Consider the following 22,121-nt stretch of genomic DNA (forward strand, 5'->3'; position numbering starts at 1 on the left):
GGGTATTGGGAGAGGGTCGTGGGCCGTGGTGGACAGCAGCGCCTACACTCACGCCCTCATGTCCCAGCCCTCATCCCCCATCGCCCAGCCGCTGCCCTCGGAGTGCGGCGACGCACCGCTGCACATCCTCTGGCGCGACGAGCACCTGGTGGCGGTCTACAAGCCCGCAGGCTGGCTGGTGCACCGCACGGGACTGGACGCGCACGAGACGCGCTTCGTGCTGCAGACCCTGCGCGACCAGCTGGGCTGCCATGTGCACCCTGCGCACCGGCTGGACAAGGGCACCTGCGGCGTGCTGGTGATGGCCCTGCATGCCCAGGCCGCGCAGCGGCTGGGCCAGGCGTTTGCCGGGCAGCAAGTGCGCAAGCAATACCTGGCGCTGGTGCGCGGCTGGCTGCCCGATGCGGTGGAGGTGGACCACGCGCTCCGACCCGACGATGCGCCCGAGGACGCGCCAGCCCAGCCCGCACGGACTGCGCTGCGCTGCCTGGCCCGGCTCGAATGGCCCGAGGCCTTTGATCCGCGCCATGCGGCCACGCGGATCTCGCTGGTCCAGGCGCTGCCTGCCACGGGCCGCCGCCACCAGATACGCCGCCATCTCAAGCATGTGGCCCATCCCATCATTGGCGACGCCACGCATGGCAAGGGGCCGCTGAACCGCTGGTGGGCCGAGCGCCTGGGCCTGCAGCGGCTGTGGCTGCATGCCCATGCGCTGGAGCTGGCGCACCCGATGACGGGCGAGCCGCTGAGCTTCGAGGCCGACTGGAGCCGGCTGGGCCATGTGCCCGATGTGCAGCACTGGCGCGCGCTGTGCGCCCTGCCCGGCTGGCAGGCCTGTGCGGGCCTGCCGGCGACGGCCGGGCTGGATCAGGCAGCTTCGGCAGGCGCGCCCGTTTCAGGCTGCTCCATCAGCGGCGCGGCCACGTAGGCGTAGTCGGCCGAGGCATCGGCCTTGAGCACGCCCGACAGCAGCTCCACCAGGCGCTCGTTGCCCATCTTGAAGCCGCAGGCCTGGGCATGGCCGCCGCCGCCGAAGCTTTCGGCCAGCGCAATGCAGTTGAACTCCGAGCGCGATCGCAGCCCGACCTTCACGCCCTTGGTGCTGGCATGCCACATCAGCGCGAAGCTGCCGCTCTGGCGCGCCAGCAGGTCGCCGACCTGGCTGTGGAACATGCCGGGGCAGTTGACCATCAGGCCCTGCATGCCGTTGAAGACCAGGGGCTGGGCGGACTCGGAAATGTCGGCGCACAGCTTCTGGAATTTCTCGTTCATGGCGCCGCCGCGTGCCATGAAGGCAGCTTCCTGCTCGGGCGTGAAGGCCGCGATCTCGGCCCAGCGCTCGAAGCTGCGCGGCTCCATGTCCAGCGCCGCGAGAAAGCCCGCGCTCTCGGCGAATTCCCACTTCCAGATGTCGCGGTCCTCGATGAAGCGGATCAGGCCCGGCACGGGCTTGTCGGCCTGGAAGAACTCCCAGGCCAGGCGCGCGCCGGACTTGTTCATGTCGAAGTGCACGACGCCGCAGCGGCACTGGTAGCCGGTGAGCTTTTCGGCAGCGCTCTTGTGGTGGTCCAGCACCACGAGCTTGGACACGCGCGACTCGATCTCGGCCATCAGCTCGGGCTCGAAGGCGAAGTCCAGCACGTAGACCGCGCGGCCGGCCAGCTCGCCCAGGTCGTCGGCCTTCTGGATCTCGCCATGGTCCAGTCCGCGGAATTCGGCCTGCCCACCGTAGAACAGCCAGGCCGCCAGCGCCGCGCCATAGCCGTCCGGGCAGCGGCGGCCGTGGTACAGGATCAGGGGCTGGGGATCGTCATGCTCGGGGCGCACGAACAATTGCAGGGGCAGGATGGTGTTTTTCATGATGGGGGCGATTGTCGGTCCTGGCGCCATTCCCCTGCATCTGCGCCAACTCCCGGGCCAGGGCATTGCGCGGGCAGCTATCAAAGAACGTAGCGCAAAGCCGCGGCAGCACAAGGCCTATCGGCGCGGCAGACGGCATAGGCAAACCCCAGGACCTATCATGTCCGCCTTGTCATTGAATTGCTGCGACCGCCTGCGGACCCGCTTGGCGTGCAGGCCGTCGCGGCCCCTGTATGCGATCCACACCCGACATCACCCCCCATCTCGGCTCCCTGCTGAAGTTCCGCCACGACCTGCATGCCCACCCCGAGCTGCGCTACGAGGAGCATCGCACCGGCGACAAGGTGGCGGCCTATCTCCAGGCGCTGGGGCTGCAGGTGCATCGCGGGCTGGGCAGGACCGGCGTGGTGGCAAGCATCCACGGCCGGGGGCGCAGCGCCGCCAACCCGGGCCGCAGCCTCGGCATCCGTGCCGACATGGATGCGCTGCCGGTGACGGAACTCAATGCCTTCGGCCACGCCAGCCAGAACCCGGGCTGCATGCATGCCTGCGGCCATGACGGCCATACCACCATGCTGCTGGGTGCGGCCACGCTGCTGGCGCAGCAGCCCGATTTCGATGGCACGGTGCACCTGATCTTCCAGCCCGCCGAGGAAGGCGGCGCAGGCGCCAAGGCCATGATGGACGATGGCCTGTTCGAGCGATTCCCCTGCGAGGCCGTGTTCGCCCTGCACAACTGGCCGGCCCTGCCTGCCGGCGAAATGGCGGTGCGCGTGGGGCCCATCATGGCGTCCACGCTGCGTTTCGAGATCCGCGTGCACGGCAAGGGCGGGCACGCTGCCATGCCCCACACCACGCTGGACCCGATTCCCGTGGCCTGCGCCATCGTCGGCCAGCTGCAGACCCTGGTGTCGCGCAGCACCGATCCGCTGGACAGCGCCGTGCTCACCGTGGGCAAGATCACCAGCGGCACGGTGGAAAACATCATTCCCGACGAGGCCAGCATCTTCGGCACGGTGCGCGCCCTCAGGACCGAGACGCAGCAGATGTTCATCGAAGGCATGCAGCGCATCAGCGAGCATGTGGCGGCGGCCCATCTGTGCCGCGCCGAGTTCATCCTCAAGCCCGGCTACCCCAACACCACCAACCACGCGCACGAAGCCCGCTTCATGGCCGATGTGATGCGCGAGGCGGTGGGCGAGGACCGCACCCACGCCGACATCCTGCCGGCCATGACGGCCGAGGACTTCGGCTTCATGCTCGAGGCCGTGCCCGGCGCCTATGGCTGGATAGGCAACGGTCCCGCCACGGGCCAGCCCGGCGTGGGCCTGCACAATCCCGGCTACGACTTCAACGACGACAACCTGGGACGTGGCGCACGCTTTTGGGACCTGCTGGCGCGCCGCTGGCTGGAGCAGCCCGCCAACCAGGCCAGGGACTGAGACAGGCCGCGCCAGGGCCGCGACCCTGGCGTGCCTACGGCCTCAGACGCCGGCCGCCCCCACTTGAAGATCCACCCACTCGGCGGCAGGCAGCGGCCGGCCGTAGTGGTAGCCCTGGAACAGCACATCCTGGTTCCAGGCGCGCAGGGTGCCGGCCTGCTCCTCGGTCTCCACGCCTTCGGCCACCACGCGCAGGTGCAGGCGACGGGCCATGAGCAAAATGGCCTCGACCATGGCGGCATTGCCGGGCGAGGCATGGCAGTCCTGCACAAAGGACTTGTCGATCTTGAGTTCACGGAACGGCAGCCGCTGCAGATAGGCCAGCGATGAATAGCCGGTGCCGAAGTCGTCCAGCCCCATCTCCACGCCCAGCAGCTGCAGCTCGGTCATGCGCTCGCGCGCCTCGTCCACGTCGCGCATGACCACGCTTTCCGTGACCTCCAGCGTCAGCCGGCGCGGGTCGGCGCCGGTGGTGGCCAGGATGCGCTTGAGCTTGTTCACCACATCGGGCTGGCGGAACTGCCGCCAGCTGACGTTGACCGACAGCCGCCAGCCGTGCTGCACGAATTCGGGCCGCACCAGCATGCGGCAGGCCTGCTCCAGCATCCAGTCTCCCAGCTGCACGATCAGGTCCGACTCCTCTGCCACGGCAATGAAGTCGCCGGGCTCGACCATGCCCAGGCGCGGATGGTTCCAGCGCACCAGCACCTCGGCGCCCACGCAGCGCCCCATGCGGTCCACCTGGGACTGCAGGTAGGGCTGCAGCTCGCCGGCCGGGATGGCGCGGCGCAGGTCCTTTTCGATGCGAAAGCGCTTGCCCACGGCCTCGGCCATGTCGGGCTGGAAGATGACGACCTGGCCCAGACCGGCCTGCTTGGCCTGGTGCAGGGCCACGCCGGCGCGGCGCAGCACGTCATGGCCACCGCTGTCGGTGCGCGAGGCGGCAAAGCTGGCCGCGCCAATGCTGCAGCTGGCCTGCACTTCCTCGCCAGTTTCCTCCAGCCACAGCGGCCGCTCCAGCGCGTCCTGCAGCACCTGGGCCAGGGCGCGCATGTGCTGGTCGACCTCGGCGGCCTCGTGGCCTGCCTTCTCCAGCAGCACGGCGAATTCGTCGGCGCCCATGCGGGCCAGCAGCACGCCGTCGGGCAGGGCATCGGCCAGGCGCAGCGCCAGCGCGCCCAGCAGCGCGTCGCCGCGCACCGTGCCGCGCACGTCGTTGAAGGCCGTGAAGCGGTCCATGTCCAGCAGCAGCAGGCCGTGGCGCGGCTCGCCCCCCTTGCCGCCCTCGCGGAACTCGCGCGCCAGCGCGCGCAGCCGCTGGGTCAGCGACAGGCGGTTGGGCAGGCCGGTGAGCGCATCGAAATGCGCCAGCGCATGGATCTGGCGCTCCGCGCGCATGCGCTCGGACAGGTCCTGCTTGAGCTCCACATAGTTGACGATGCTGCCGTCCGAGGCCCGTATCGGCGCCACAAGCACGGCCTCGGGCAGGTCCTCGCCCTGGCGCGTGCGGTTGGTCATCTGGCCACGCCACAGCGCGCCCCGGCCCAGCTGGTGCAGCGCCTCCTCCCAGGCCGGAGCATCCAGCCCCATGGTGGAGTAGCGGTGCGTGGGCTGGCCCAGGACTTCGTTGCGCGCAAAGCCCGTGCGCTGCAAAAAGGCCTCGTTCACATAGACGATGTTCTGGTGCACGTCGGTGATGACGATGCTCTCGGGGTTCTGCTCCACGGCGCGGTAGAACTTGCGCAGATCGTCCTGGTGCTGCTCCAGCGCGCCCAGTGTGTCCTGCAGCTCCTGGGCGCGGCGGATCAGGCTGCGCCGCGCCATCAGCGTGACCGTGCCCGTCAGCCCCAGCATGCCCACGAAGTAGAGCATGGAGAACACGGGCGAGGTCTCGCGCTGGCCGATCCAGTCAACGCCTTCCCGGCCCGCCACCCAGAAACCGGCCATGGTCAGCACGGACAGGACCAGCATGACCAGCGTGGTGCGCACGCCCAGCACCCAGGCGCACATGACCAGCAGGGCAGGAAAGGCCAGCACCGAGCCGCTTTGCACGCCGCCCGTGGCGGCCACCACGGTCACGGCCGCCGTCCAGGTGCCCCAGACAAGCACATTGGAGGCCAGCCGCCAGTGCCGGCGCCAGCCCAGCAGCACGGCACCGAAGCTCACGCCTGCGGCAACCAGGTTCAGCCGCACGCTGAGCCAGGGAACGGGGTCCTGCATCAGCAGCGCCATGGCCAGCATCACGGTGAGGCTGGTGATCCATATGCTGCCCACCAGGACCACCCTGCGCAGGGACAAATGGGTTTCCGCCTCGACTCGATGACGCCGCATGAAAAAGCCCCAACAGAGAAAGAACACTCAACATGCTAGCGGTCGGCGCCGCCTGCGGCTGTGGTGGTTGTGCCACCGCCCCGGTCGGACGCGCTCTTGCACCAAACAGGGTATGCGGGCGCCGGTTCAGGGCGCGCTTTTGCGCTCGCGCGGCGGCCGCTTGCGCGCCTTGACGGCGTCCTTGCGCGCCTGGCGCTCGGCATCGCGCTGCTGGCCCACGGCCAGCCATTGCGCGTACTCCTCGGGAGTCTCCAGCGTGATGCGGCCCAGGACCGCTGCGCGGAAATCCGTGAGCACCAGCTCGGCCGCCTTTTGCACATTGACACGTCCGCCGCCCATCATGGCGCCGCGGCGCCGGCCGATGGCGTCCAGCAGCTCGTCGTCGTGCAGGGAGGCGATGCGTTCGTTGTCCAGGCCCAGCTTGTAGCGCGCCTCCAGCATGTCCGCGTAGTTCTTCTGCAGATAGCCCAGCAGCTCCAGCGCCACCAGTTCCTCGTCATAGGCGTTGCGGCCCACGGCGCCGCTGGCGGCCAGGTTGTAGCCGCTTTGCTCGACGATGATGCGCGGCCACAGCATGCCGGGCGTGTCCCAGAGGTAGAAGTCGTCGGCCAGCACGATGCGCTGCTCCAGCTTGGTGATGCCGGCCTCGTCCCCCGTCTTGGCCTGCCGCTTGCCGCTCATGGAGTTGATCAGCGTGGACTTGCCCACGTTGGGGATGCCGCAGATCAGCACGCGCATGGGCTTGGCCATGCCGCCACGGTTCGGCGCCAGCAGCTTGCAGGCCTCGATCAGCCGGCGCGTGGGCGCGGGCTCGGAGGCGTCCAGCGCAATGGCGCGCGTGTCGCTCTGGGCGTTGTACCAGTCCAGCCACAGCGGCGTGCGCGCGGCATCGGCCAGGTCCTGCTTGTTGAGCACCTGCAGGCGCGGCTTGTGGCCCGTCAACTCCTGCAGCAGCGGGTTGCTGCTCGACCCCGGCAGGCGCGCATCCAGCACTTCGATGACCACATCGATTTCCTTGACGCGCTCGGTGATCACCTTGCGCGTGAGATTCATGTGACCGGGGAACCACTGTATGGCCATGGGATTACTTTCTGGGAAACGGGGGGACTGGCAGGGGCGCAAGGATAATTCATGGCTTGCGCAGACAGGATGCAACAACGCGCGGCGCCCCGGCGCAACCCGCAGACTTCCATTTTTTCTTGCGCAAGCCGCAATTGTCCCCCGCTTTTACGCCCAGCCTCACTGCCCATGTCCTTGCCCGATACCCCCTCGTCCCGCTCCGCCTCGCGCAAGGCAGACATCGAACTGCTGATCAAGGGCGTGACCTGCGCCGTGATCGGGCTGGTGATTCTGCTGGCGCCACAGTTCATGGCGCCCGGGGGCATCGTGCAGATGATGGCCCAGTCGTACCTGGTCGGCTGGTTCGCCCTGCTGCTGGGCACGGCCTTCATCGTGCTGTTTGCGGTGCGCCGCAGCAAGGCGCGGCGCTGAGCATGGTGCAGGGGCCGCTGGAGCAGGCGCTGTCGCAGATCCAGCTGTGGCAGCAGCGCGCCCAGGCCGCAGGCATTGCACTGCGCCCTGCGCCGCCCCAGCCCACGAGCTGCTGCGGCCGCGGCTGCAACGGCTGCGTCTGGGAGGGCTTCTACGACGCCGTGCTGTTCTGGTGCGAGGACGCAGGCCAGGCGCTGGGCGCCGGGCGGGGTTGAAGCGCGCTCAGCGCAGGTTCTCCGGCGCCATGTAGCGCAGGCGCCATTCCTCGAACGACAGCGTGTCCGCGGCCTCGATGTCGCGCTGCTCCTGCACGGACTGCGCCGACCATTGCTCGAAGCGCTGCTGCTGCGCCTGGCTCCAGGGCAGGGCCAGCAGCGAGTCGCGGGCCTGCTCGGACCGGGCCAGCGTGAAGTTCGCAAAGCTGTTGCCGTATGCGCCCGTCAGCTCGCCCAGCACATGGGCCGACGGCGTGCGCTCGGGGTGCTCCAGGCGCTCCAGCGCCTGGGCCAGGGCGGCGCTGTAGTCCTGCGTGCCGTGGGTGCTGTCCAGCGCCTGGGCGTAGGGTCGGCACTGGTCCAGCACTTCATGGGCCCAGTCGCGCAGCGGCACTTCTCGGCCGGCGCGCACCAGCTGCAGGCCCGGCTCGCGGCCGCGCTCGGCCGTCAGGTGCTGGTTGTGCTTGAGTTCCGCGATCTCGTCCGGCGTATCCGGCGGGCTGTCGGCGTTCAGGCAGTGCAGCAGGAACACGTCCAGCATGCGCATGGTGGGCGCGGCAATGCCCACGTCCTCGAAGGGATCGAGGTCCATCAGGCGCACTTCCACATACTCCACGCCGCGCTCGCGCAGCGCGTGCAGCGGGCGCTCGCCGCGGCTGACGGTGCGCTTGGGGCGGATGGTGCCGTAGAACTCGTTTTCGATCTGCAGCAGGCCCGTGCCCAGCTGGTTGTAGTCGCCGCCCGGGTTGCGCACTCCCAGCATCTCGTAGGCGGGATAGGGCTGGGTCAGCGCGTCGTACAGCGAATTCGCATAGCCTTCCAGGCCGTTGTAGCTGACGTTGATGCTGGCCTGCGCATCGCTCTGGTAGCCCAGGCGTCCCATGCGCAGCGAGGTGGCGTGGGGCAGGTACAGCGCCTGGCCCGTATTGCCCAGCGGCTGCAGCCGGTGCTCGCGCCCCTCGACGAAACAGGGACACAGCGCGGGCGACGCGCCATACAGGTACAGCAGCACGAAGGCATGGCGCCGGAAATTGCGGATGAGCGAGAAATACTGGTCGCTGGTCACGCCGGGCAGCGACCAGTTGTAGTGGATGCCCGAAATCGTCTGCATGCGCCGGCCGTAGCGGTGGCCCAGCCCCATGCGGTACACGCTCTTGGAGCGGCCCGAGTGCGAAGAGCCGTAGCGCGCCAGCGGAATCGTCTCGTCCGTGGGCAGCTGGCAGGGCATGCTGGACGACCACAGCATCTCGCCACCCGCATCGCGCAGGCTGCGCAGCACGAACTGGTGGATCTGCACCAGCTCGTCCAGGCATTCCTGCACGCCCAGCCGCGCGCCGGTGATCAGCTCGATCTGCGATTCGCTGTAGTCGGTGGTGATGTGCGGATGCGTGAGCGCCGAGCCCAGCGCCAGGGGATGCGGCGTCAGTGCCAGGCTGCCGGAAGGCAGCACGCGCAGGCCCTCCTTTTCTATGCCACGGCGTATGCCCTTGAGCCGCTCAGGACCGGGAACCGCCATGGATGCCTGCGATGTTTTCATTCTTGTTTACCGATTCGTTGATGGGCATCGGCCCACACGGAAACCACCAGGATTCCCGGCGGACCCGACCCGGACGCCGAATGATAGAGAAACGGCAGGAAACGCGATGGCGCCTGTCCGCTTAACCACGCGTTTTGGCCTGTTGCCCCGCATGGGATCGCCGCGAGCGAAAGGAATATGTCAGAGTTTCGCCCTCCCGGCCGGCGCTGCCTTGATACCGGGCAAGGGCAGGCCGGCCAGCGGCGAAATCTCTGGCCAGCCCCTGGTCATCGACGGGCTGCAGCCATGGCCTTGCCCACTTCCAGCGTGCCCTGGGCGGCGCCGCTGGCGGGCACCTGTTCGCCGCTGCGGTCCAGCACCTGGGCCAGTTGCGCGGCCAGCTGTTCCGGCACCTGCTCGCTCTGGCCCAGGTAAACGCCTTCGGTCAGCGTGATGAAGGCGGCCTCGAAGCCGCCCGCGCCTGCGCACAGCGTGGTGCGTGTGGGCGCACTTTCGTGGGCCAGCACCAGCATGGCGGGCACCACGGCCTCGGGCTTGAGGGCGGCCAGCACGGCCTCGGGCATCAGGCCTTCCGTCATGCGGGTGGCCGCCGTGGGTGCCAGCGCATTCACATGGATGCCGTGCTTGGCGCCTTCGATGGCCAGGGTCTGCATGAGGCCGACCTGGGCCAGCTTGGCCGCGCCATAGTTGGCCTGGCCGAAGTTGCCGTACAGGCCCGTGGAAGACGTGGTCATCACGATGCGCCCGTAGTTCTGCGCCTGCATGTGCGGCCACACGGCCTTGCAGCAATGGGCCGCGCCCATCAGGTGCACTTCCACCACCAGGCGGAAGTCGTCCATGCCCATCTTGGCAAAGCTCTTGTCGCGCAGGATGCCGGCGTTGTTGACCAGGATGTCCACGCGGCCCCAGGCATCGACGGCCTGCTGCACCATGGCCTGCACGGCCTCGAAATCGGTGACCGATGCACCGTTGGCCAGCGCCTGGCCGCCCGCCGCGCGGATCTCGTCCACCACGGCCTGGGCCGCCGTGGCCGAACCGCCGCTGCCATCGACCGCGCCGCCCAGATCATTGACCAGCACCTTGGCGCCGCGCGCCGCCAGCGCCAGCGCATGCAGGCGCCCCAGGCCGCCGCCGGCCCCCGTCACGATGGCCACGCGGCCTTCAAACTCAATCGCCATGGAGATGCTCCCTTTGTGTCGTTGGATGCCGGTTGCGCCCTCCGGATGGCAGGGCACCGGCCACCCAGCAATGTAGACGGACGCCGGCCGCATTCCGGTTGCCGAAGCGACTGCGGCAGGCCCGCCGGCCTTGTCCCCATCATTTCGTGACAAGCCTGTGGAAAACCATGTGCAGGCTCGGGACTGGCTGGTTAAGTAATTGTTTTGATTCGATTTTTTCGTTTTGCCTATTTTTTGGTCAAATCCACAAGTCGTGTGCCCGACTTATCCCGCCTCACCCTGAACAATCTTGTGAACAACTTTCACAACGGGCGGGATAAGGCACGCAAGCCATTGATTCAAAAGAAAAACAGGAGGAGCGCTTAAAAAATAGGCAGAAGACCCCGGATTTTCGGGCCACGTCCCGCTTATCCACCGCGCAACCTGCATGTACGCATTTACCCCCATTCGTACTGGACAAGCATGTGGACAAGCCGCCAAAAATGCCGAATTCGCAACATAAGTCATTGATTTGACAAACAAGCCAGCCAATTGCTCAAAAAACAGGCAAACCTGTGCGTCGCAGCCGGACGCGTTCAAACGCCTTGCGACCCGCTCCCCTCACAGGCCTCATCACGCGCATGCGCTGCAAGCGCCCCGCAGACGGCACCGGCAACCAGGGGAAAGACATAGACGCCGAGGGATTTGGGAAACGGCGTGCCGGAGGTCGCTGAAAAGCATGCAGCCAGCGCGGCGACACCGCTCACCGCACCCAGCACGGCGCCGAACTCCCTGGTGCTCAGTACCTGGAGCAGGCCCCTGAGAGGCCAGCCGACCACATAGATCACCCCCGCCAAAGCGGCAGGAACAGCACCTATGCCATAGCCGAACACGACGAGCAGCCAGTTCACCGGCAAGACCGGCGCACCGTCCGCGCCCACAAGCATCACGGTCAGCACGCCCACACCGGGACCGACCAGCAGGAAAACGAGCACAGGCAGGAGGTAGGGCTTGATATGCATGGCGCCAAGCCTAGCGCACCGCTGACCGCTGCCCGGGAGACCCACCTCAACCCGGCCCCTGGTGCCAGACATTGCCTGATATAGGCCCGATACAGAGCCCGATACAGGGTACAAACACCCTTCGCCCCACAGAATTGCAGCCCCCCCTTGATAACCATGAGCCAGGATTCCCCCGCCTCCTCCCCTTTTTCCCCGCCCTTCTTCACGGCCCGCCTCACGCCCAGCGGTCTGCAGGTCGATGCCTGGGCCGACCAGCCGCTGTTGCACTCGCTGGAGCAGGGCGGCGTGGACTGGCCCAGTTCCTGCCGCAACGGCACCTGCCGCACCTGCATCGGGCAGTTGGTGTCGGGCAGCGTGCGCTACGAGATCGAATGGCCGGGCGTGACGCGCGAGGAGCGGGCCGAGGGCTGCGTGCTGCCCTGCATTGCCTACCCCGAGGGCGACGTGGTGCTGCAGGACCCAGGCCCCTGAGTCGCGGCCCCTGACTCACGGGCCAAAGCCCGCGCCGCCTGCGGCCGATGGCCGCTGGAATAGAATGTGCGCTTTCGCAAGGTCATTCCGGGTCATGCCGATTGCCGACAGCGGCTGCGCCGCGCCACACGTTCTTTGGAAGCCCACTTCTGACGCCTGCCAGGCCGAGGGAGCCGGCGCGTGTGCCGCGCCCCGTCCGCACGACCCGGCTCCTCCAGAAGGCACTCCATGAACAACTCCACGTCCCCCGTGCCCATCTCGCCGGTGGAAGACATCATTGCCGACATGCGCGCGGGCCGCATGGTCATCCTCGTCGATGAGGAAGACCGCGAGAACGAAGGCGACCTGGTGCTGGCCGCCGACCATGTCACCCCCGAGGCGATCAACTTCATGGCGCGCTTCGGCCGCGGCCTGATCTGCCTGACGCTCACGCGCGAGCGCTGCGAATACCTGAAGCTGCCGCCCATGGCCGCGCGCAACGGCACCGTGTACAGCACGGCCTTCACCGTCTCCATCGAAGCGGCCGAGGGCGTGACCACCGGCATCTCCGCCGCCGACCGCGCCCGTACCGTGCAGGCCGCCGTGGCCAAGGACTCCAAGCCCACGGACCTGGTCCAGCCGGGCCACATCTTCCCGCTGCAAGCCGTCGACGGCGGCGTGCTCATGCGCGCCGGCCATACAGAGGCCGGCTGCGACTTCGCCGCCCTGGCCGGCTGCAGCCCCGCCGCCGTGATCTGCGAGATCATGAAGGACGACGGCACCATGGCCCGCCTGCCCGACCTGCAGCTGTTCGCGGCCGAGCACGGCCTGAAGATCGGCACCATTGCCGACCTGATCCAGTACCGCAGCCGCAACGAAACTCTGCTCAGCAAGGTCGGCGAGCGCCCGCTGCAGACGGCGCATGGCGAGTTCATCGCCCATGCCTTCCGCGACCTGCCCAGCCAGTCCGTGCACCTGGCCCTGGTCAAGGGCCAGTGGGATGCCGACACGCCCGTGCCCGTGCGCGTGCATGAGCCGCTGTCCGTGCTGGACGCGCTGGAGACCGGCCGCACCCTGCATTCCTGGAGCCTGGACACCAGCCTCGAATACATCGCCCGCCAGGGCCACGGCGTGGCCGTGCTGCTCAACTGCGGCGAAAGCGGCGACCAGCTGCTGGCCCAGTTCGACGGCAGCGCACGCGCCGCCCAGGCGCCCGAGCGCGGCCGCATGGACCTGCGCACCTATGGCGTGGGCGCGCAGATCCTGCGCGAGTGCGGCGTGCAGCGCATGCAGCTCATGGGCCAGCCGCGCCGCCTGCCCAGCATGGCCGGCTACGGCCTCGAAATCAGCGGCTACATCCCCAAGGAATAAGAAATGTTGAACGCAGAAAAGGGCCAGGCCCTGAATCTTGATGGTGCGCAACTGCGCATTGGCATCGTGCAGGCCCGCTTCAATGAAAGCATCACCAACAGCCTGACCCAGGCCTGCCGCGAAGAGCTGCTGGCCCTGGGCGTGCAGGCCGGAAACATCGACCACGTCACCGTGCCCGGCGCCCTGGAAGTGCCCGTGGCGCTGCAGGCGATGGCCGAGTCCGACCGCTACGACGCCCTGGTGGCGCTGGGCTGCATCATCCGTGGGGAGACATACCACTTCGAGCTGGTGGCCAACGAATCGGGCGCGGGTGTCACGCGCCTGGCCCTGGACTATCAGCTGCCGATCGCCAACGCGATCATCACCACCGAGAACACCGAGCAGGCCATTGCACGCCAGACCGAAAAGGGACGCGACGCGGCCCGGGTCGCCGTGGAAATGGCCAACCTGCTCCAAACCATTGACCGACCATGAGCGACGAACACTCCACCCCGGCCTCCGCACGGCCTCCCCGCCAGAGCCGCACCGGCCTGACCAGCACCGGCGCGCGCAAGGCCGCCTCCAAGTCCAACCGCAGCCGCGCGCGTGAATTCGCGCTGCAGGCCCTGTACCAGCACCTGGTGGGCGGCAACGACGTGGAGGCCATCGACCGCTTCACGCGCGACCTGTCGGGCTTTCACAAGGCCGACTCGGTGCACTACGACGCGCTGCTGCGCGGCTGCATCAACTCCCAGGTGGACCTGGACGCACTGATCGCCCCCAAGCTGGACCGCACCATGGCCGAGATCTCGCCCATCGAGCACGCCAGCATGTGGATAGGCGTCTATGAATTCCAGCACTGCATGGACGTGCCCTGGCGCGTGGTGCTCAACGAGTGCATCGAGCTGGCCAAGGAATTCGGCGGCACCGACGGCCACAAGTACGTGAACGCCGTGCTCAACGGCCTGGCGCCCACGCTGCGCGCCGATGAGGTGGCACACGACCGCGCCGCAAAGAGCAGCGCAGCGCCTGCTGCGCCGGCCGCACCTGCGGCCGACGACGCGGCCGGCCAGGCCGGCTGAAGCGCGTCCTGCCACGCGCCTGCATCCACCGGGGCACAGGCCCCGCCGCATCCGGCCGTCCCTGGCCCGCCCGCGCCTGCCGGGCGCGGGCGCCTCTTTCAGGATTTCACCCGTCATGAAGTTTTCGACCCGCGCCGACCGCATTGAGCCCTTTTACGTGATGGAGATCGCCAAGGCGGCGCAGGAGATGGCGCGCGGCTGCGCGGACAGCGACACGCCGATGATCTTCCTGAACATCGGCGAGCCCGACTTCACCGCGCCCCCGCTGGTGCAGGAGGCTGCGGCCCGTGCCGTGCAGGACGGCGCCACGCAGTACACGCCGGCCCTGGGCCTGCCCCAGCTGCGCGAGCGCATCAGCCACTGGTATGCGCAGCGCTTCGGCGTGGATGTGCCGGCGCGGCGCATCGTGGTCACGGCCGGCGCCTCGGCCGCGCTGCAGCTGGCCTGCCTGGCGACCATCGACGCGGGCGACGAAATCCTCATGCCCGACCCCAGCTATCCCTGCAACCGCCACTTCGTGAGCGCAGCCGAAGGCCGGGCCGTGATGGTGCCGACCACGGCGGCCGAGCGCTACCAGCTGAGCGCCGACAAGGTCGAGGCCGCCTGGAACGAGCACACACGCGGCGTGCTGCTGGCCTCGCCCTCCAACCCCACCGGCACCTCGATTGCGCCGGCCGAGCTGCGCCGCATCCTCGACGTGGTGCGCGCCCGGGGCGGGCTGACCATCATCGACGAGATCTACCTGGGCCTTTCGTACGATGCGGCTTTCGGCCAGACCGCGCTGGCGCTGGGCGAGGACGTGATCAGCATCAACAGCTTCAGCAAGTACTTCAACATGACGGGCTGGCGCCTGGGCTGGATGGTGGTGCCCGAGGCCATGGTGCCCGTGGTCGAGCGCGTGGCGCAGAACCTCTTCATCTGCGCCAGCACCGTCTCGCAGCGCGCCGCCCTGGCCTGCTTCGAGCCCGAGTCCATTGCCGAGTACGAACGCCGCCGCGCCGAGTTCAAGGCCCGGCGCGACTTCTTCATCCCCGCGCTCGAGGCCCTGGGCCTGCCCGTGCCCGTGCAGCCCGACGGCGCCTTCTACGCCTGGGCCGACTGCCGTGCCGCTGCCGCCAGGCTCGGCGTCCAGGGCAGCTGGGACTTTGCCTACGCCGTCATGGAGCGCGCCCACCTGGCCATCACGCCGGGCCGCGACTTCGGCACGTTCGAGACCGCCGACTTCGTGCGCTTTTCGACGGCCAACTCCATGGAACAGCTGCAGGAGGCCGTGCGCCGCCTGCAGCGCCTGCTGGCCTGAGGCCCGCCACACATGGCCTTCGAATTTCCCATCCGCGTCTACTGGGAGGACACCGATGCCGGCGGCATCGTGTTCTACGCCAACTATCTGAAGTTCTTCGAGCGCGCCCGCACCGAGTGGCTGCGCGCACTGGGCATAGGCCAGCAGCAGCTGCGGGAACAAACGGGCGGCATGTTTGTCGTAACCCAGGCCCAGCTGCAATACCTGCGGGCGGCCCGGCTGGATGACCAACTCCTTGTTACCGCCGAGCTGCAAAGCAGTGGCCGCGCTTCGCTGACAATACGCCAGCAGGCGCTGCTGGCATCCGCCGGCGATGGCAATGCGCCGCCGCCCCTGTTGTGCGAAGGCACGATCCGCATTGGATGGGTGGATGGCTCGACCATGCGCCCCGCAAGAATTCCGAACCGCATCCTGGAGCAACTCTCATGAACTCCCATGACATGTCCATACTCAGCCTCGTGCTGCAGGCCAGCTGGGTCGTGCAGCTGGTCATGCTGATCCTTGTGGGCGCCTCGGTGGCCAGCTGGGCCACCATCTTCCGCAAGTCGCAGACCTTGAAGCGTGTGCGCTCGCTCAACGACGGCTTCGAGCAGGACTTCTGGTCGGGCACCAGCCTCAACGATCTCTATGCCTCGGCGGCCCACCACGCCAAGCAGGGCGGCCCCATGGAACGCATCTTCGCCAGCGGCATGCGCGAGTACCAGAAGCTGCGCGAGCGCCGCATCGCCGATGTGAACCAGTTGATGGACGGCACGCGCCGCGCCATGCGCGCCAGCTTCCAGCGCGAGATGGACGAAGTCGAGTCGGGCCTGTCCTTCCTGGGCACCGTGGGTTCGGTCTCTCCCTACGTGGGCCTGTTCGGCACCGTCTGGGGCGTGATGCACGCCTTCACCGGCTTTGCCAACATGGAGCAGATCACGCTGGCCACCGTGGCCCCCGGCATTGCCGAGGCGCTGGTGGCCACGGCCATGGGCCTGTTCGCCGCCATCCCGGCCGTCACGGCCTACAACCGCTACGCCCACCAGATCGACCGCGTGGCCAGCCAGCAGGAAACCTTCATCGAAGAGTTCTCCAACATCCTGCAGCGCAACGTGGGTGCGACCGGCTCCAGCACCCCGTCCGGCCATTGAAGTCGCGCACAGTTTGCAAGGAGTGAGCACATGCCCGCAGTAGCCTCGCGCGGCGGCCGCAGCCGCCGCACCGTCAACGAGATCAACATGGTGCCCTTCATCGATGTGATGCTGGTGCTGCTCATCATCTTCATGGTGACAGCGCCCATGCTCACGCCGGGCTCCATCAACGTGCCCAGCGCCGGCAAGGCCGCGCGCACGCCCCCGAAGCGCGCCGACGTGATGATCGACAAGGACGGCGGCATCCGCATCAAGGCCGGCAGCACCGACAAGACCGTCACGATCCAGGAACTGGGCGCGGTCGCCAGGAGCTGGCAGGACCAGCAAAGCGACGACAGCGCCGTGCTGATCTCGGCCGACAAGAAGCTGCCCTTCGAGACCGTGATGGCCGCCATGTCGGCCCTGCAATCGGCCGGCGTCAAGCGCGTGGCCTTCGGCGTCAAGTCCTCCCAGTAAGCAGCGCCGCCCGCCTTCGACTCCATGCCCAACCTGCAAGACCACGACCAGTTCGCACCGCCGCGCACGCGCGGCCGCACCCGTTCGTGGGCCATGGCCGTGGCCGCGCACGGGCTGCTCGTGGCCGCCATGCTGTGGACCGTGCGCCCCCCGAAGCAGGCCGACGAGCCCATGGTCGAGGCCGAGTTCTGGTCCACGGCCGCACCGGCCCCTGCCCTGCCCGTGCCCGCGCCTCCCCCGCCACCTGCGCCCGAGCCCGTTCCCCAGCCGCCACCGCCGCCGCCCGCGCCGGTGATTGCACCGCCCCCACCTCCCAAGCCGCAGGCCGTGGACGACGACCGCGAGGCCGAGATCGCGCTGGAGAAGAAGCGCAAGATCGAGCAGCAAAAGAAGGAGCGCGCCGAACAGGCCGCCCGCGAGCAGCGCGAAAAGGAACGCCAGGAGCGCCTGGACAAGGAAAAGGCCGAGAAGGCGGCCAAGGACAAGGCCGAGCGCGAGAAGGCGGAAAAAGCCGAGAAGGACCGCCGCGACAAGCTGGAGCAGCAGAAAAAGGACAAGGCCGAGCAGGACCGCAAGGAACGCCTGGAGCAGCAAAAGAAGGACAAGGCCGAAAAGGAAAAGGCGGACAAGGAAAAAGCTGCCAAGGACAAGGCCGAGCGCGAGAAAGCCGAGAAGGCGGAGAAAGAAAAGGCCGAAAAGGCCGCCAAGGCAGAAGCCGAGAAGAAGGCCGCCGAGGACAAGCGCAAGAAGGAACAGGCCGCCAAGGAAGCGCGCGAGGCCAAGGAAGCCGAGGCACGCCGCCTGGAGAACATCCGCCGCATGCAGGGCCTGGCCGGCAGCGGCGGCTCGGCCGGCGAAGGCGCCGGTGGCAGCAAGAGCGGCGGCTCGGGCAGCTCCGCCGGAGGCCCCTCGGCCGGCTATGGCGCCAAGGTGGCCGCGCGCGTCAAGCCCAACATCGTCTACCCGGACGCCATCAGCGGCAACCCGCGTGCCGAGGTGCGCGTACGCACCGCACCCGATGGCACCATCACCGGCGCCACCATCGCCAAGTCCAGCGGCAACAAGGCCTGGGACGACGCCGTCATCCGCGCGCTGCAAAAGACCGAGACGCTGCCGCGCGACATCGATGGCCGCGTGCCTTCGGACCTGGTCATCGGATTCCGCCCGCAGGACTGAACGGACACAGGCCCTTCATCAAAAAGCCCCGCCGGTACCTGCCGGCGGGGCTTTTTCCATCTTGCGTTGTATGCAATCCGCCACGCGCCTGCGACTTCGCTTGCGGCACCGGCCGCTTGTCCCTAGCATCCCCGTCTTTGCCGCATTCGCGGCACCCGTCCACCATCGCAAAGGAGAGAACCCATGTCCCATTCGACACGTCCCTTTGCAGTCGTGCACGCTTGAAGCCCTAGCGCCTCCAGGCCACGCTGCAGACCTGATTCCCGGCCCCGCAAGAGGCCCGGCTTTCGGCTGCGCGTGCGCTTTTCCTGATGCCTGTCCATCGAGCTTGCGGCGACTGCCCATTGCGCATTCCGCATCTGCCGGAATGTGCCCCAAGCACTCGATCGAAAGCCATTCATGGGCAATTCCATAGTATTCCGTGGCGCAAACGCGGCACCCGCAATCACTCAAGCCAGAGACACCGAGGAAGGGCCGCCCCGCACCGAGGGTGTCGTCTCCCCCCGCGAAGCGAGAGGGGGGAAGGCGCGCAGCGACTCAGGGGGGCCAGACATCCATCTTCAGGTGTTCGCCAACCGCGGCGTCTGGATTGAAGACGCCGCCATCCAACAACTTCAAACGACGGCCCGCAACCTGGCCGGCATGCGCGCAGCCGTGGGCCTGCCGGACCTGCACCCGGGCCGGGGCTACCCGGTAGGGGCGGCCTTCTTTTCCGTGGGCCGCTTCTACCCGGCCCTGGTCGGCGGCGACATCGGCTGCGGCATGTCGCTGTACAGCACGGAGCTGGCAGCGCACAAGACCTCGGCCCCCAAGCTGGAAAAGGCGGTGGGCAACATCGACGGCCCCCTGCCCCAGGAACTGCTGGACGCCGTGGACATGCAGCAGCTGGAGCACATCGCCCAGGCCAGCGGCGTGGCCGACCTGGCGTATCTGCAGGACAGCCTGGGCACCATTGGCGGCGGCAACCACTTTGCCGAACTGCAGGTGGTGGACACGCTGTACGAGGACGGCGCGCTCGACAGGAAGCGCGTGCACCTCATGGTGCACAGCGGCTCGCGCGGGCTGGGCGGCGCCATCCTGCGCGCCCATGTGGAGGCCTTCAGCCACGACGGCCTGGCCGCCAGCAGCGATGCCGCCACGCAGTACCTGCGCCAGCACGCGGCCGCCATCGCCTTCGCCCAACTGAACCGCGCCAGCATTGCGGCACGCCTGCTGCGCGCCCTGCGCACGCGCGGCCAGGCCCTGCTGGACATCACCCACAACCACGTGATCGCCCACCACTGGCGCGGCGAAGACGGCTTTTTGCACCGCAAGGGCGCCACGCCGGCCGACCAGGGTCTGGTGGTGATCCCGGGTTCGCGCGGCGACTACAGCTACCTTGTGCGGCCCGTGGCCGGGCGTGACGAGGCACTGCACTCGCTGGCGCACGGCGCGGGCCGCAAGTGGGCACGCACCGATTGCATGGGCCGCCTGCGCCCGCGCTTCACGCTGGACGAACTGCTGCGCACAAAATTCGGCAGCGCCGTGGTCTGCGCCGACCGCGAACTGGTCTACGAGGAGGCCCCCCAGGCCTACAAGGACGTGGACTCCGTCGTCGCCAGCCTGCAGGAAGCCGGCCTGGTGCAGCTGGTGGCGCGGCTGCGCCCCCTGCTGACCTACAAGAAGGGAGCCATGCAATGCTGCTGATCCAGCTGACCGCATCCCACGGCCCCGCCGAGTGCGAGCATGCCGTGCGCCTGACCCTGCGCGAGCTGCTGCGCGACTGCGCCGCCAGCGGCATCACCGTGGACGTGCTGGAAGAAACGCCCACGCCGGCCGGCTACAAGTCCGTGCTGCTGCGCTGCGAGGGCGACACCGGCCTGCTCCACGGCACGCTGGGCGCCTGGCTGGGCACCATCCAGTGGGTCTTCGACGGTCCCCTGCGCCCCCACCACCCGCGCAGGAACTGGTTTGTTGCCGTGCAGAAGTGCGAGCCGCCCCGGCAATTGCCGGCCGATGGAGAGATCGTCTTCCAGGCCTGCAAGGCCTCGGGCAAGGGCGGCCAGCATGTCAACACCACGGACTCCGCCGTCCATGCCCTGCATGTGCCCAGCGGGATCTCGGTGAAGGTCATGAGCGAGCGCAGCCAGCACGCCAACAAGCGGCTGGCGCGCGAGCTGCTGGCCCTGAAGCTGGCGCGCCTCAACGCGCAGGGCGAGGGCCAGGCCCGGCGCACGCGCAGCCAGCAGCACTGGGAGGTGGAGCGCGGCAGCCCCGTGAAGGTGTTCCGCGCCTGAACGCCCGGGGCTAGCCCCGGGCGCACATGTAGATGCCCAGGGCCAGCAGGCCCAGCATCAGCACGCGCTTGAAAACCTGGGGCGACAGCGACTGGCGCAGCCGCTCGCCCCAGGCCATGCCGGCCAGGGCGGGCAGCAGCATCAGCGCGGAAACCAGGGCCGTGGCCCCCCAGCCCGTCCAGGACGAAGCGGCATGGCCCGGCCCCTGCGCCAGCGCCATGCCCGCGCCCAGCGCCAGCGTGGACACCGTGAAGCACAGGCCCATGGCCTGCATCAGCGCCTGCCGGCCCAGCGCCAGCGATTGCAAAAAGGCCACGGCCGGCACCACGAACACGCCGGTCAGCGCCGTGATCCCGCCCGTCAGCAGACCACACAACAGGCCCAGCCAGGCCTGATGCCTCTGCGGCAACTGCAGGTCCGGCCCCCACAGGCCCCAAAGGGCATACACAACCAGGGCCACGCCCAGCGCCGTGCGCGCCACGGCGGCCTCGCCCACCGGGCCCCACCACAGCATGCCGCCCACCGTGCCCGCGACAATGCCCAGCTGCATCCAGCCCAGGTGCCGCAGCAAAGGCCGCAGCGATGGCAGGGGCCGCATCTGCACCACATTGGTCACCAGGGACGGCAGCAGCAGCCAGGCCGCCGCCTGCCCGGCCGGCATGAACAGCGCCAGCAGCGCCATGGACACCGTGGGCAGGCCCAGGCCCACCACCCCCTTGACGACACCGGCCAGCCCGAACACGGCCACCGCCGCCGCCAGCACCCACCACGCATCCCACATCACGGCCACCCTGCACTTTCCACCGACTTGGCTCAGGCCCTTCCTGAACCTCATGGCGCCATGCTCGTGCACCAACAAAGGGATCACAATCGGGAATCTTCAAACCAAGGCTCAGGCATGGCCTGATCCTTCAGCACCACAGGCCATGCGATTCGACCTCACCGACCTGCAGCTGTTCGTCCATATCCTCGACTGCGGCACGCTCACCGCGGCGGCCGGGCGCTCGCACATGACGCTGGCCTCGGCCAGCGAGCGCGTGCGCGGCATGGAGGCGCAACTGGGCTGCGCCCTGCTCGCTCGCCAGGCGCGCGGCGTACGGCCCACGGCGGCCGGCCACACGCTGGGCCAGCATGCGCGCAGCGTGCTGGCACAGATGCAGCGCCTGCGCGGCGACATGGCCGAATACGGCGCGGGGCTGGCCGGCCATGTGCGCGTCTGCGGCAACACCTCGGCCGTGGGCGAGCACCTGCCGCTGGCCGTGGCGGGCTTTCTGCGCAGCCACCCGCGCGTGGCGCTGGAGCTGCAGGAATGCGGCAGCGCCGAAGTGCTGGACCGGCTGCGCCAGGGCCTGTGCGACATCGGCGTGGCCAGCGATGCGCAGGACACCACCGGCCTGCAGGCCACGCCCTGGCGCCCCGACCCGCTGGTGGCCGTGCTGCCGCGCGGCCACCGCCTGGCCAGGCGCACGCGCCTGGCCTTGCAGGAGCTGCTGGCCGAAGACTGGGTGGGCCTGCCGCACGATGCCGCCCTGCAGATGCTGGTGCGCCAGCAGGCCGCCTTGCTGGGGGGGCCGTCGGAAGGGCAGTTGCGCTGGCGCGCCCAGCTGCAGCACCTGGACAGCATCTGCCAGCTGGTGGGCCAGGGCGTGGGCGTGGCCGTCATGCCGGCGGCAGCCGCGCAGCGCCTGGCCCCGGCCAGCGGCGCCCGCGCCGTGCCCTTGAGCGATGCCTGGGCCCGGCGCCAGCTGCTGCTGTGCACGGCCCGGGAAGACCAGTTGCCCGCCCATGCAAGGCAGTTGCTGGTGCATCTGCAAGGGCTTGGCTCGCCTGAGCCTTAGCGAACCAT

At 68.6% G+C, this 22,121-nt stretch carries 23 protein-coding genes; 16 read left to right on the forward strand and 7 right to left on the reverse strand.

The window, feature by feature from the left end:
- Window positions 1–58 precede the first annotated feature (58 nt).
- A complete protein-coding gene (locus tag ACF8LI_RS25445) occupies window positions 59–928 on the forward strand; it encodes a pseudouridine synthase (RefSeq protein WP_392414499.1) in 870 nt (289 codons plus the stop codon).
- On the opposite strand, the gene ACF8LI_RS25450 is transcribed toward ACF8LI_RS25445, so the two are convergent.
- Complete coding sequence (locus ACF8LI_RS25450; RefSeq protein WP_392414500.1) at window positions 868–1,860, reverse strand: DHH family phosphoesterase; 993 nt, start codon at window positions 1,858–1,860, stop codon at window positions 868–870. The genes ACF8LI_RS25445 and ACF8LI_RS25450 overlap by 61 nt on opposite strands.
- Window positions 1,861–2,093: 233 nt before the next feature.
- Between ACF8LI_RS25450 and ACF8LI_RS25455 the strand changes: the two genes are divergently transcribed.
- Window positions 2,094–3,302 (forward strand): M20 aminoacylase family protein, encoded by a 1,209-nt coding sequence (locus tag ACF8LI_RS25455; RefSeq protein WP_160855472.1) that lies wholly within the window; start codon window positions 2,094–2,096, stop codon window positions 3,300–3,302.
- A 42-nt stretch (window positions 3,303–3,344) separates the two neighbouring features.
- On the opposite strand, the gene ACF8LI_RS25460 is transcribed toward ACF8LI_RS25455, so the two are convergent.
- Window positions 3,345–5,633 carry a bifunctional diguanylate cyclase/phosphodiesterase gene (locus tag ACF8LI_RS25460; RefSeq protein WP_026062425.1) on the reverse strand — a complete coding sequence of 763 codons (2,289 nt, stop codon included), beginning with the start codon at window positions 5,631–5,633 and terminating at the stop codon, window positions 3,345–3,347.
- A gap of 126 nt (window positions 5,634–5,759) precedes the next feature.
- Window positions 5,760–6,713, reverse strand: a complete 954-nt coding sequence (gene ylqF, locus ACF8LI_RS25465; protein ID WP_203399737.1) for a ribosome biogenesis GTPase YlqF — start codon at window positions 6,711–6,713, stop codon at window positions 5,760–5,762.
- A gap of 168 nt (window positions 6,714–6,881) precedes the next feature.
- On the opposite strand from ylqF, the gene ACF8LI_RS25470 reads away from it, so the two are divergent.
- Both ACF8LI_RS25470 and ACF8LI_RS25475 read left to right on the forward strand, forming a co-directional pair.
- On the forward strand, window positions 6,882–7,124 hold the full coding sequence (locus tag ACF8LI_RS25470; protein ID WP_013803403.1) for a hypothetical protein: 243 nt from the start codon (window positions 6,882–6,884) through the stop codon (window positions 7,122–7,124).
- A 2-nt stretch (window positions 7,125–7,126) separates the two neighbouring features.
- The gene (locus ACF8LI_RS25475) at window positions 7,127–7,339 is read left to right on the forward strand and encodes an oxidoreductase-like domain-containing protein (protein ID WP_016450464.1); all 213 of its coding nucleotides are present in this window, start codon (window positions 7,127–7,129) and stop codon (window positions 7,337–7,339) included.
- A 7-nt stretch (window positions 7,340–7,346) separates the two neighbouring features.
- On the opposite strand, the gene gshA is transcribed toward ACF8LI_RS25475, so the two are convergent.
- From gshA to ACF8LI_RS25490, 3 genes are all read right to left on the reverse strand, one after another.
- Entirely contained in the window at window positions 7,347–8,876 is a 1,530-nt protein-coding gene (gene gshA / locus ACF8LI_RS25480) for a glutamate--cysteine ligase (RefSeq protein WP_034348046.1), read from the reverse strand.
- 266 nt (window positions 8,877–9,142) lie between these two features.
- Window positions 9,143–10,054 (reverse strand): SDR family NAD(P)-dependent oxidoreductase, encoded by a 912-nt coding sequence (locus ACF8LI_RS25485; RefSeq protein WP_392414501.1) that lies wholly within the window; start codon window positions 10,052–10,054, stop codon window positions 9,143–9,145.
- A 575-nt stretch (window positions 10,055–10,629) separates the two neighbouring features.
- A complete protein-coding gene (locus ACF8LI_RS25490; RefSeq protein WP_016453902.1) occupies window positions 10,630–11,055 on the reverse strand; it encodes a hypothetical protein in 426 nt (141 codons plus the stop codon).
- A gap of 156 nt (window positions 11,056–11,211) precedes the next feature.
- On the opposite strand from ACF8LI_RS25490, the gene ACF8LI_RS25495 reads away from it, so the two are divergent.
- The 11 genes from ACF8LI_RS25495 (at window position 11,212) to prfH (ending at window position 20,275) form a co-directional block, all read left to right on the forward strand.
- Window positions 11,212–11,526, forward strand: a complete 315-nt coding sequence (locus ACF8LI_RS25495; protein WP_016450460.1) for a 2Fe-2S iron-sulfur cluster-binding protein — start codon at window positions 11,212–11,214, stop codon at window positions 11,524–11,526.
- Window positions 11,527–11,754: 228 nt separating this feature from the next.
- Window positions 11,755–12,876, forward strand: a complete 1,122-nt coding sequence (ribBA, locus tag ACF8LI_RS25500) for a bifunctional 3,4-dihydroxy-2-butanone-4-phosphate synthase/GTP cyclohydrolase II (protein ID WP_016450459.1) — start codon at window positions 11,755–11,757, stop codon at window positions 12,874–12,876.
- A 3-nt stretch (window positions 12,877–12,879) separates the two neighbouring features.
- A complete protein-coding gene (ribH, locus tag ACF8LI_RS25505; RefSeq protein WP_016450458.1) occupies window positions 12,880–13,350 on the forward strand; it encodes a 6,7-dimethyl-8-ribityllumazine synthase in 471 nt (156 codons plus the stop codon).
- Window positions 13,347–13,937: a transcription antitermination factor NusB gene (nusB, locus tag ACF8LI_RS25510; RefSeq protein WP_016453904.1), complete on the forward strand. Its 591-nt coding sequence runs from the start codon at window positions 13,347–13,349 to the stop codon at window positions 13,935–13,937. The genes ribH and nusB overlap by 4 nt, the downstream gene beginning before the upstream one ends.
- Before the next feature lie 115 nt (window positions 13,938–14,052).
- Window positions 14,053–15,237, forward strand: a complete 1,185-nt coding sequence (locus tag ACF8LI_RS25515) for a pyridoxal phosphate-dependent aminotransferase (protein ID WP_061289592.1) — start codon at window positions 14,053–14,055, stop codon at window positions 15,235–15,237.
- 12 nt (window positions 15,238–15,249) lie between these two features.
- Complete coding sequence (ybgC, locus tag ACF8LI_RS25520; RefSeq protein ID WP_016450455.1) at window positions 15,250–15,666, forward strand: tol-pal system-associated acyl-CoA thioesterase; 417 nt, start codon at window positions 15,250–15,252, stop codon at window positions 15,664–15,666.
- Window positions 15,663–16,367 carry a protein TolQ gene (gene tolQ / locus ACF8LI_RS25525; protein WP_047218592.1) on the forward strand — a complete coding sequence of 235 codons (705 nt, stop codon included), beginning with the start codon at window positions 15,663–15,665 and terminating at the stop codon, window positions 16,365–16,367. The genes ybgC and tolQ overlap by 4 nt, the downstream gene beginning before the upstream one ends.
- Window positions 16,368–16,397: 30 nt before the next feature.
- Window positions 16,398–16,823 carry a biopolymer transporter ExbD gene (locus tag ACF8LI_RS25530; RefSeq protein ID WP_016453907.1) on the forward strand — a complete coding sequence of 142 codons (426 nt, stop codon included), beginning with the start codon at window positions 16,398–16,400 and terminating at the stop codon, window positions 16,821–16,823.
- A gap of 24 nt (window positions 16,824–16,847) precedes the next feature.
- The gene (gene tolA / locus ACF8LI_RS25535) at window positions 16,848–17,999 is read left to right on the forward strand and encodes a cell envelope integrity protein TolA (protein WP_016453908.1); all 1,152 of its coding nucleotides are present in this window, start codon (window positions 16,848–16,850) and stop codon (window positions 17,997–17,999) included.
- 399 nt (window positions 18,000–18,398) lie between these two features.
- Complete coding sequence (locus ACF8LI_RS25540; RefSeq protein WP_016450451.1) at window positions 18,399–19,685, forward strand: RNA ligase RtcB family protein; 1,287 nt, start codon at window positions 18,399–18,401, stop codon at window positions 19,683–19,685.
- Entirely contained in the window at window positions 19,676–20,275 is a 600-nt protein-coding gene (prfH, locus tag ACF8LI_RS25545) for a peptide chain release factor H (RefSeq protein WP_392414502.1), read from the forward strand. Before ACF8LI_RS25540 ends, prfH begins: the two co-directional genes overlap by 10 nt.
- Window positions 20,276–20,285: 10 nt before the next feature.
- On the opposite strand, the gene ACF8LI_RS25550 is transcribed toward prfH, so the two are convergent.
- Window positions 20,286–21,056, reverse strand: coding sequence for a sulfite exporter TauE/SafE family protein (locus ACF8LI_RS25550; protein ID WP_392414506.1), 771 nt, complete (start codon window positions 21,054–21,056; stop codon window positions 20,286–20,288).
- A gap of 145 nt (window positions 21,057–21,201) precedes the next feature.
- Between ACF8LI_RS25550 and ACF8LI_RS25555 the strand changes: the two genes are divergently transcribed.
- Window positions 21,202–22,113, forward strand: coding sequence for a LysR family transcriptional regulator (locus ACF8LI_RS25555; protein ID WP_043792357.1), 912 nt, complete (start codon window positions 21,202–21,204; stop codon window positions 22,111–22,113).
- Window positions 22,114–22,121: the final 8 nt, after the last annotated feature.

It is taken from the genome of Delftia sp. WSY_12, from assembly GCF_043104645.1.
GTDB classification, from domain to species: domain Bacteria; phylum Pseudomonadota; class Gammaproteobacteria; order Burkholderiales; family Burkholderiaceae_C; genus Comamonas; species Comamonas tsuruhatensis.

Bases quoted from the DNA above. Each gene is read 5' to 3' on its own strand.
- ACF8LI_RS25445 (WP_392414499.1), top strand. From the start codon at position 59: ATGTCCCAGCCCTCATCCCCCATCGCCCAGCCGCTGCCCTCGGAGTGC.
- ACF8LI_RS25450 (WP_392414500.1), bottom strand. From the start codon at position 1,860: ATGAAAAACACCATCCTGCCCCTGCAATTGTTCGTGCGCCCCGAGCAT.
- ACF8LI_RS25455 (WP_160855472.1), top strand. From the start codon at position 2,094: ATGCGATCCACACCCGACATCACCCCCCATCTCGGCTCCCTGCTGAAG.
- ACF8LI_RS25460 (WP_026062425.1), bottom strand. From the start codon at position 5,633: ATGCGGCGTCATCGAGTCGAGGCGGAAACCCATTTGTCCCTGCGCAGG.
- ylqF (WP_203399737.1), bottom strand. From the start codon at position 6,713: ATGGCCATACAGTGGTTCCCCGGTCACATGAATCTCACGCGCAAGGTG.
- ACF8LI_RS25470 (WP_013803403.1), top strand. From the start codon at position 6,882: ATGTCCTTGCCCGATACCCCCTCGTCCCGCTCCGCCTCGCGCAAGGCA.
- ACF8LI_RS25475 (WP_016450464.1), top strand. From the start codon at position 7,127: ATGGTGCAGGGGCCGCTGGAGCAGGCGCTGTCGCAGATCCAGCTGTGG.
- gshA (WP_034348046.1), bottom strand. From the start codon at position 8,876: ATGAAAACATCGCAGGCATCCATGGCGGTTCCCGGTCCTGAGCGGCTC.
- ACF8LI_RS25485 (WP_392414501.1), bottom strand. From the start codon at position 10,054: ATGGCGATTGAGTTTGAAGGCCGCGTGGCCATCGTGACGGGGGCCGGC.
- ACF8LI_RS25490 (WP_016453902.1), bottom strand. From the start codon at position 11,055: ATGCATATCAAGCCCTACCTCCTGCCTGTGCTCGTTTTCCTGCTGGTC.
- ACF8LI_RS25495 (WP_016450460.1), top strand. From the start codon at position 11,212: ATGAGCCAGGATTCCCCCGCCTCCTCCCCTTTTTCCCCGCCCTTCTTC.
- ribBA (WP_016450459.1), top strand. From the start codon at position 11,755: ATGAACAACTCCACGTCCCCCGTGCCCATCTCGCCGGTGGAAGACATC.
- ribH (WP_016450458.1), top strand. From the start codon at position 12,880: ATGTTGAACGCAGAAAAGGGCCAGGCCCTGAATCTTGATGGTGCGCAA.
- nusB (WP_016453904.1), top strand. From the start codon at position 13,347: ATGAGCGACGAACACTCCACCCCGGCCTCCGCACGGCCTCCCCGCCAG.
- ACF8LI_RS25515 (WP_061289592.1), top strand. From the start codon at position 14,053: ATGAAGTTTTCGACCCGCGCCGACCGCATTGAGCCCTTTTACGTGATG.
- ybgC (WP_016450455.1), top strand. From the start codon at position 15,250: ATGGCCTTCGAATTTCCCATCCGCGTCTACTGGGAGGACACCGATGCC.
- tolQ (WP_047218592.1), top strand. From the start codon at position 15,663: ATGAACTCCCATGACATGTCCATACTCAGCCTCGTGCTGCAGGCCAGC.
- ACF8LI_RS25530 (WP_016453907.1), top strand. From the start codon at position 16,398: ATGCCCGCAGTAGCCTCGCGCGGCGGCCGCAGCCGCCGCACCGTCAAC.
- tolA (WP_016453908.1), top strand. From the start codon at position 16,848: ATGCCCAACCTGCAAGACCACGACCAGTTCGCACCGCCGCGCACGCGC.
- ACF8LI_RS25540 (WP_016450451.1), top strand. From the start codon at position 18,399: ATGGGCAATTCCATAGTATTCCGTGGCGCAAACGCGGCACCCGCAATC.
- prfH (WP_392414502.1), top strand. From the start codon at position 19,676: ATGCTGCTGATCCAGCTGACCGCATCCCACGGCCCCGCCGAGTGCGAG.
- ACF8LI_RS25550 (WP_392414506.1), bottom strand. From the start codon at position 21,056: ATGTGGGATGCGTGGTGGGTGCTGGCGGCGGCGGTGGCCGTGTTCGGG.
- ACF8LI_RS25555 (WP_043792357.1), top strand. From the start codon at position 21,202: ATGCGATTCGACCTCACCGACCTGCAGCTGTTCGTCCATATCCTCGAC.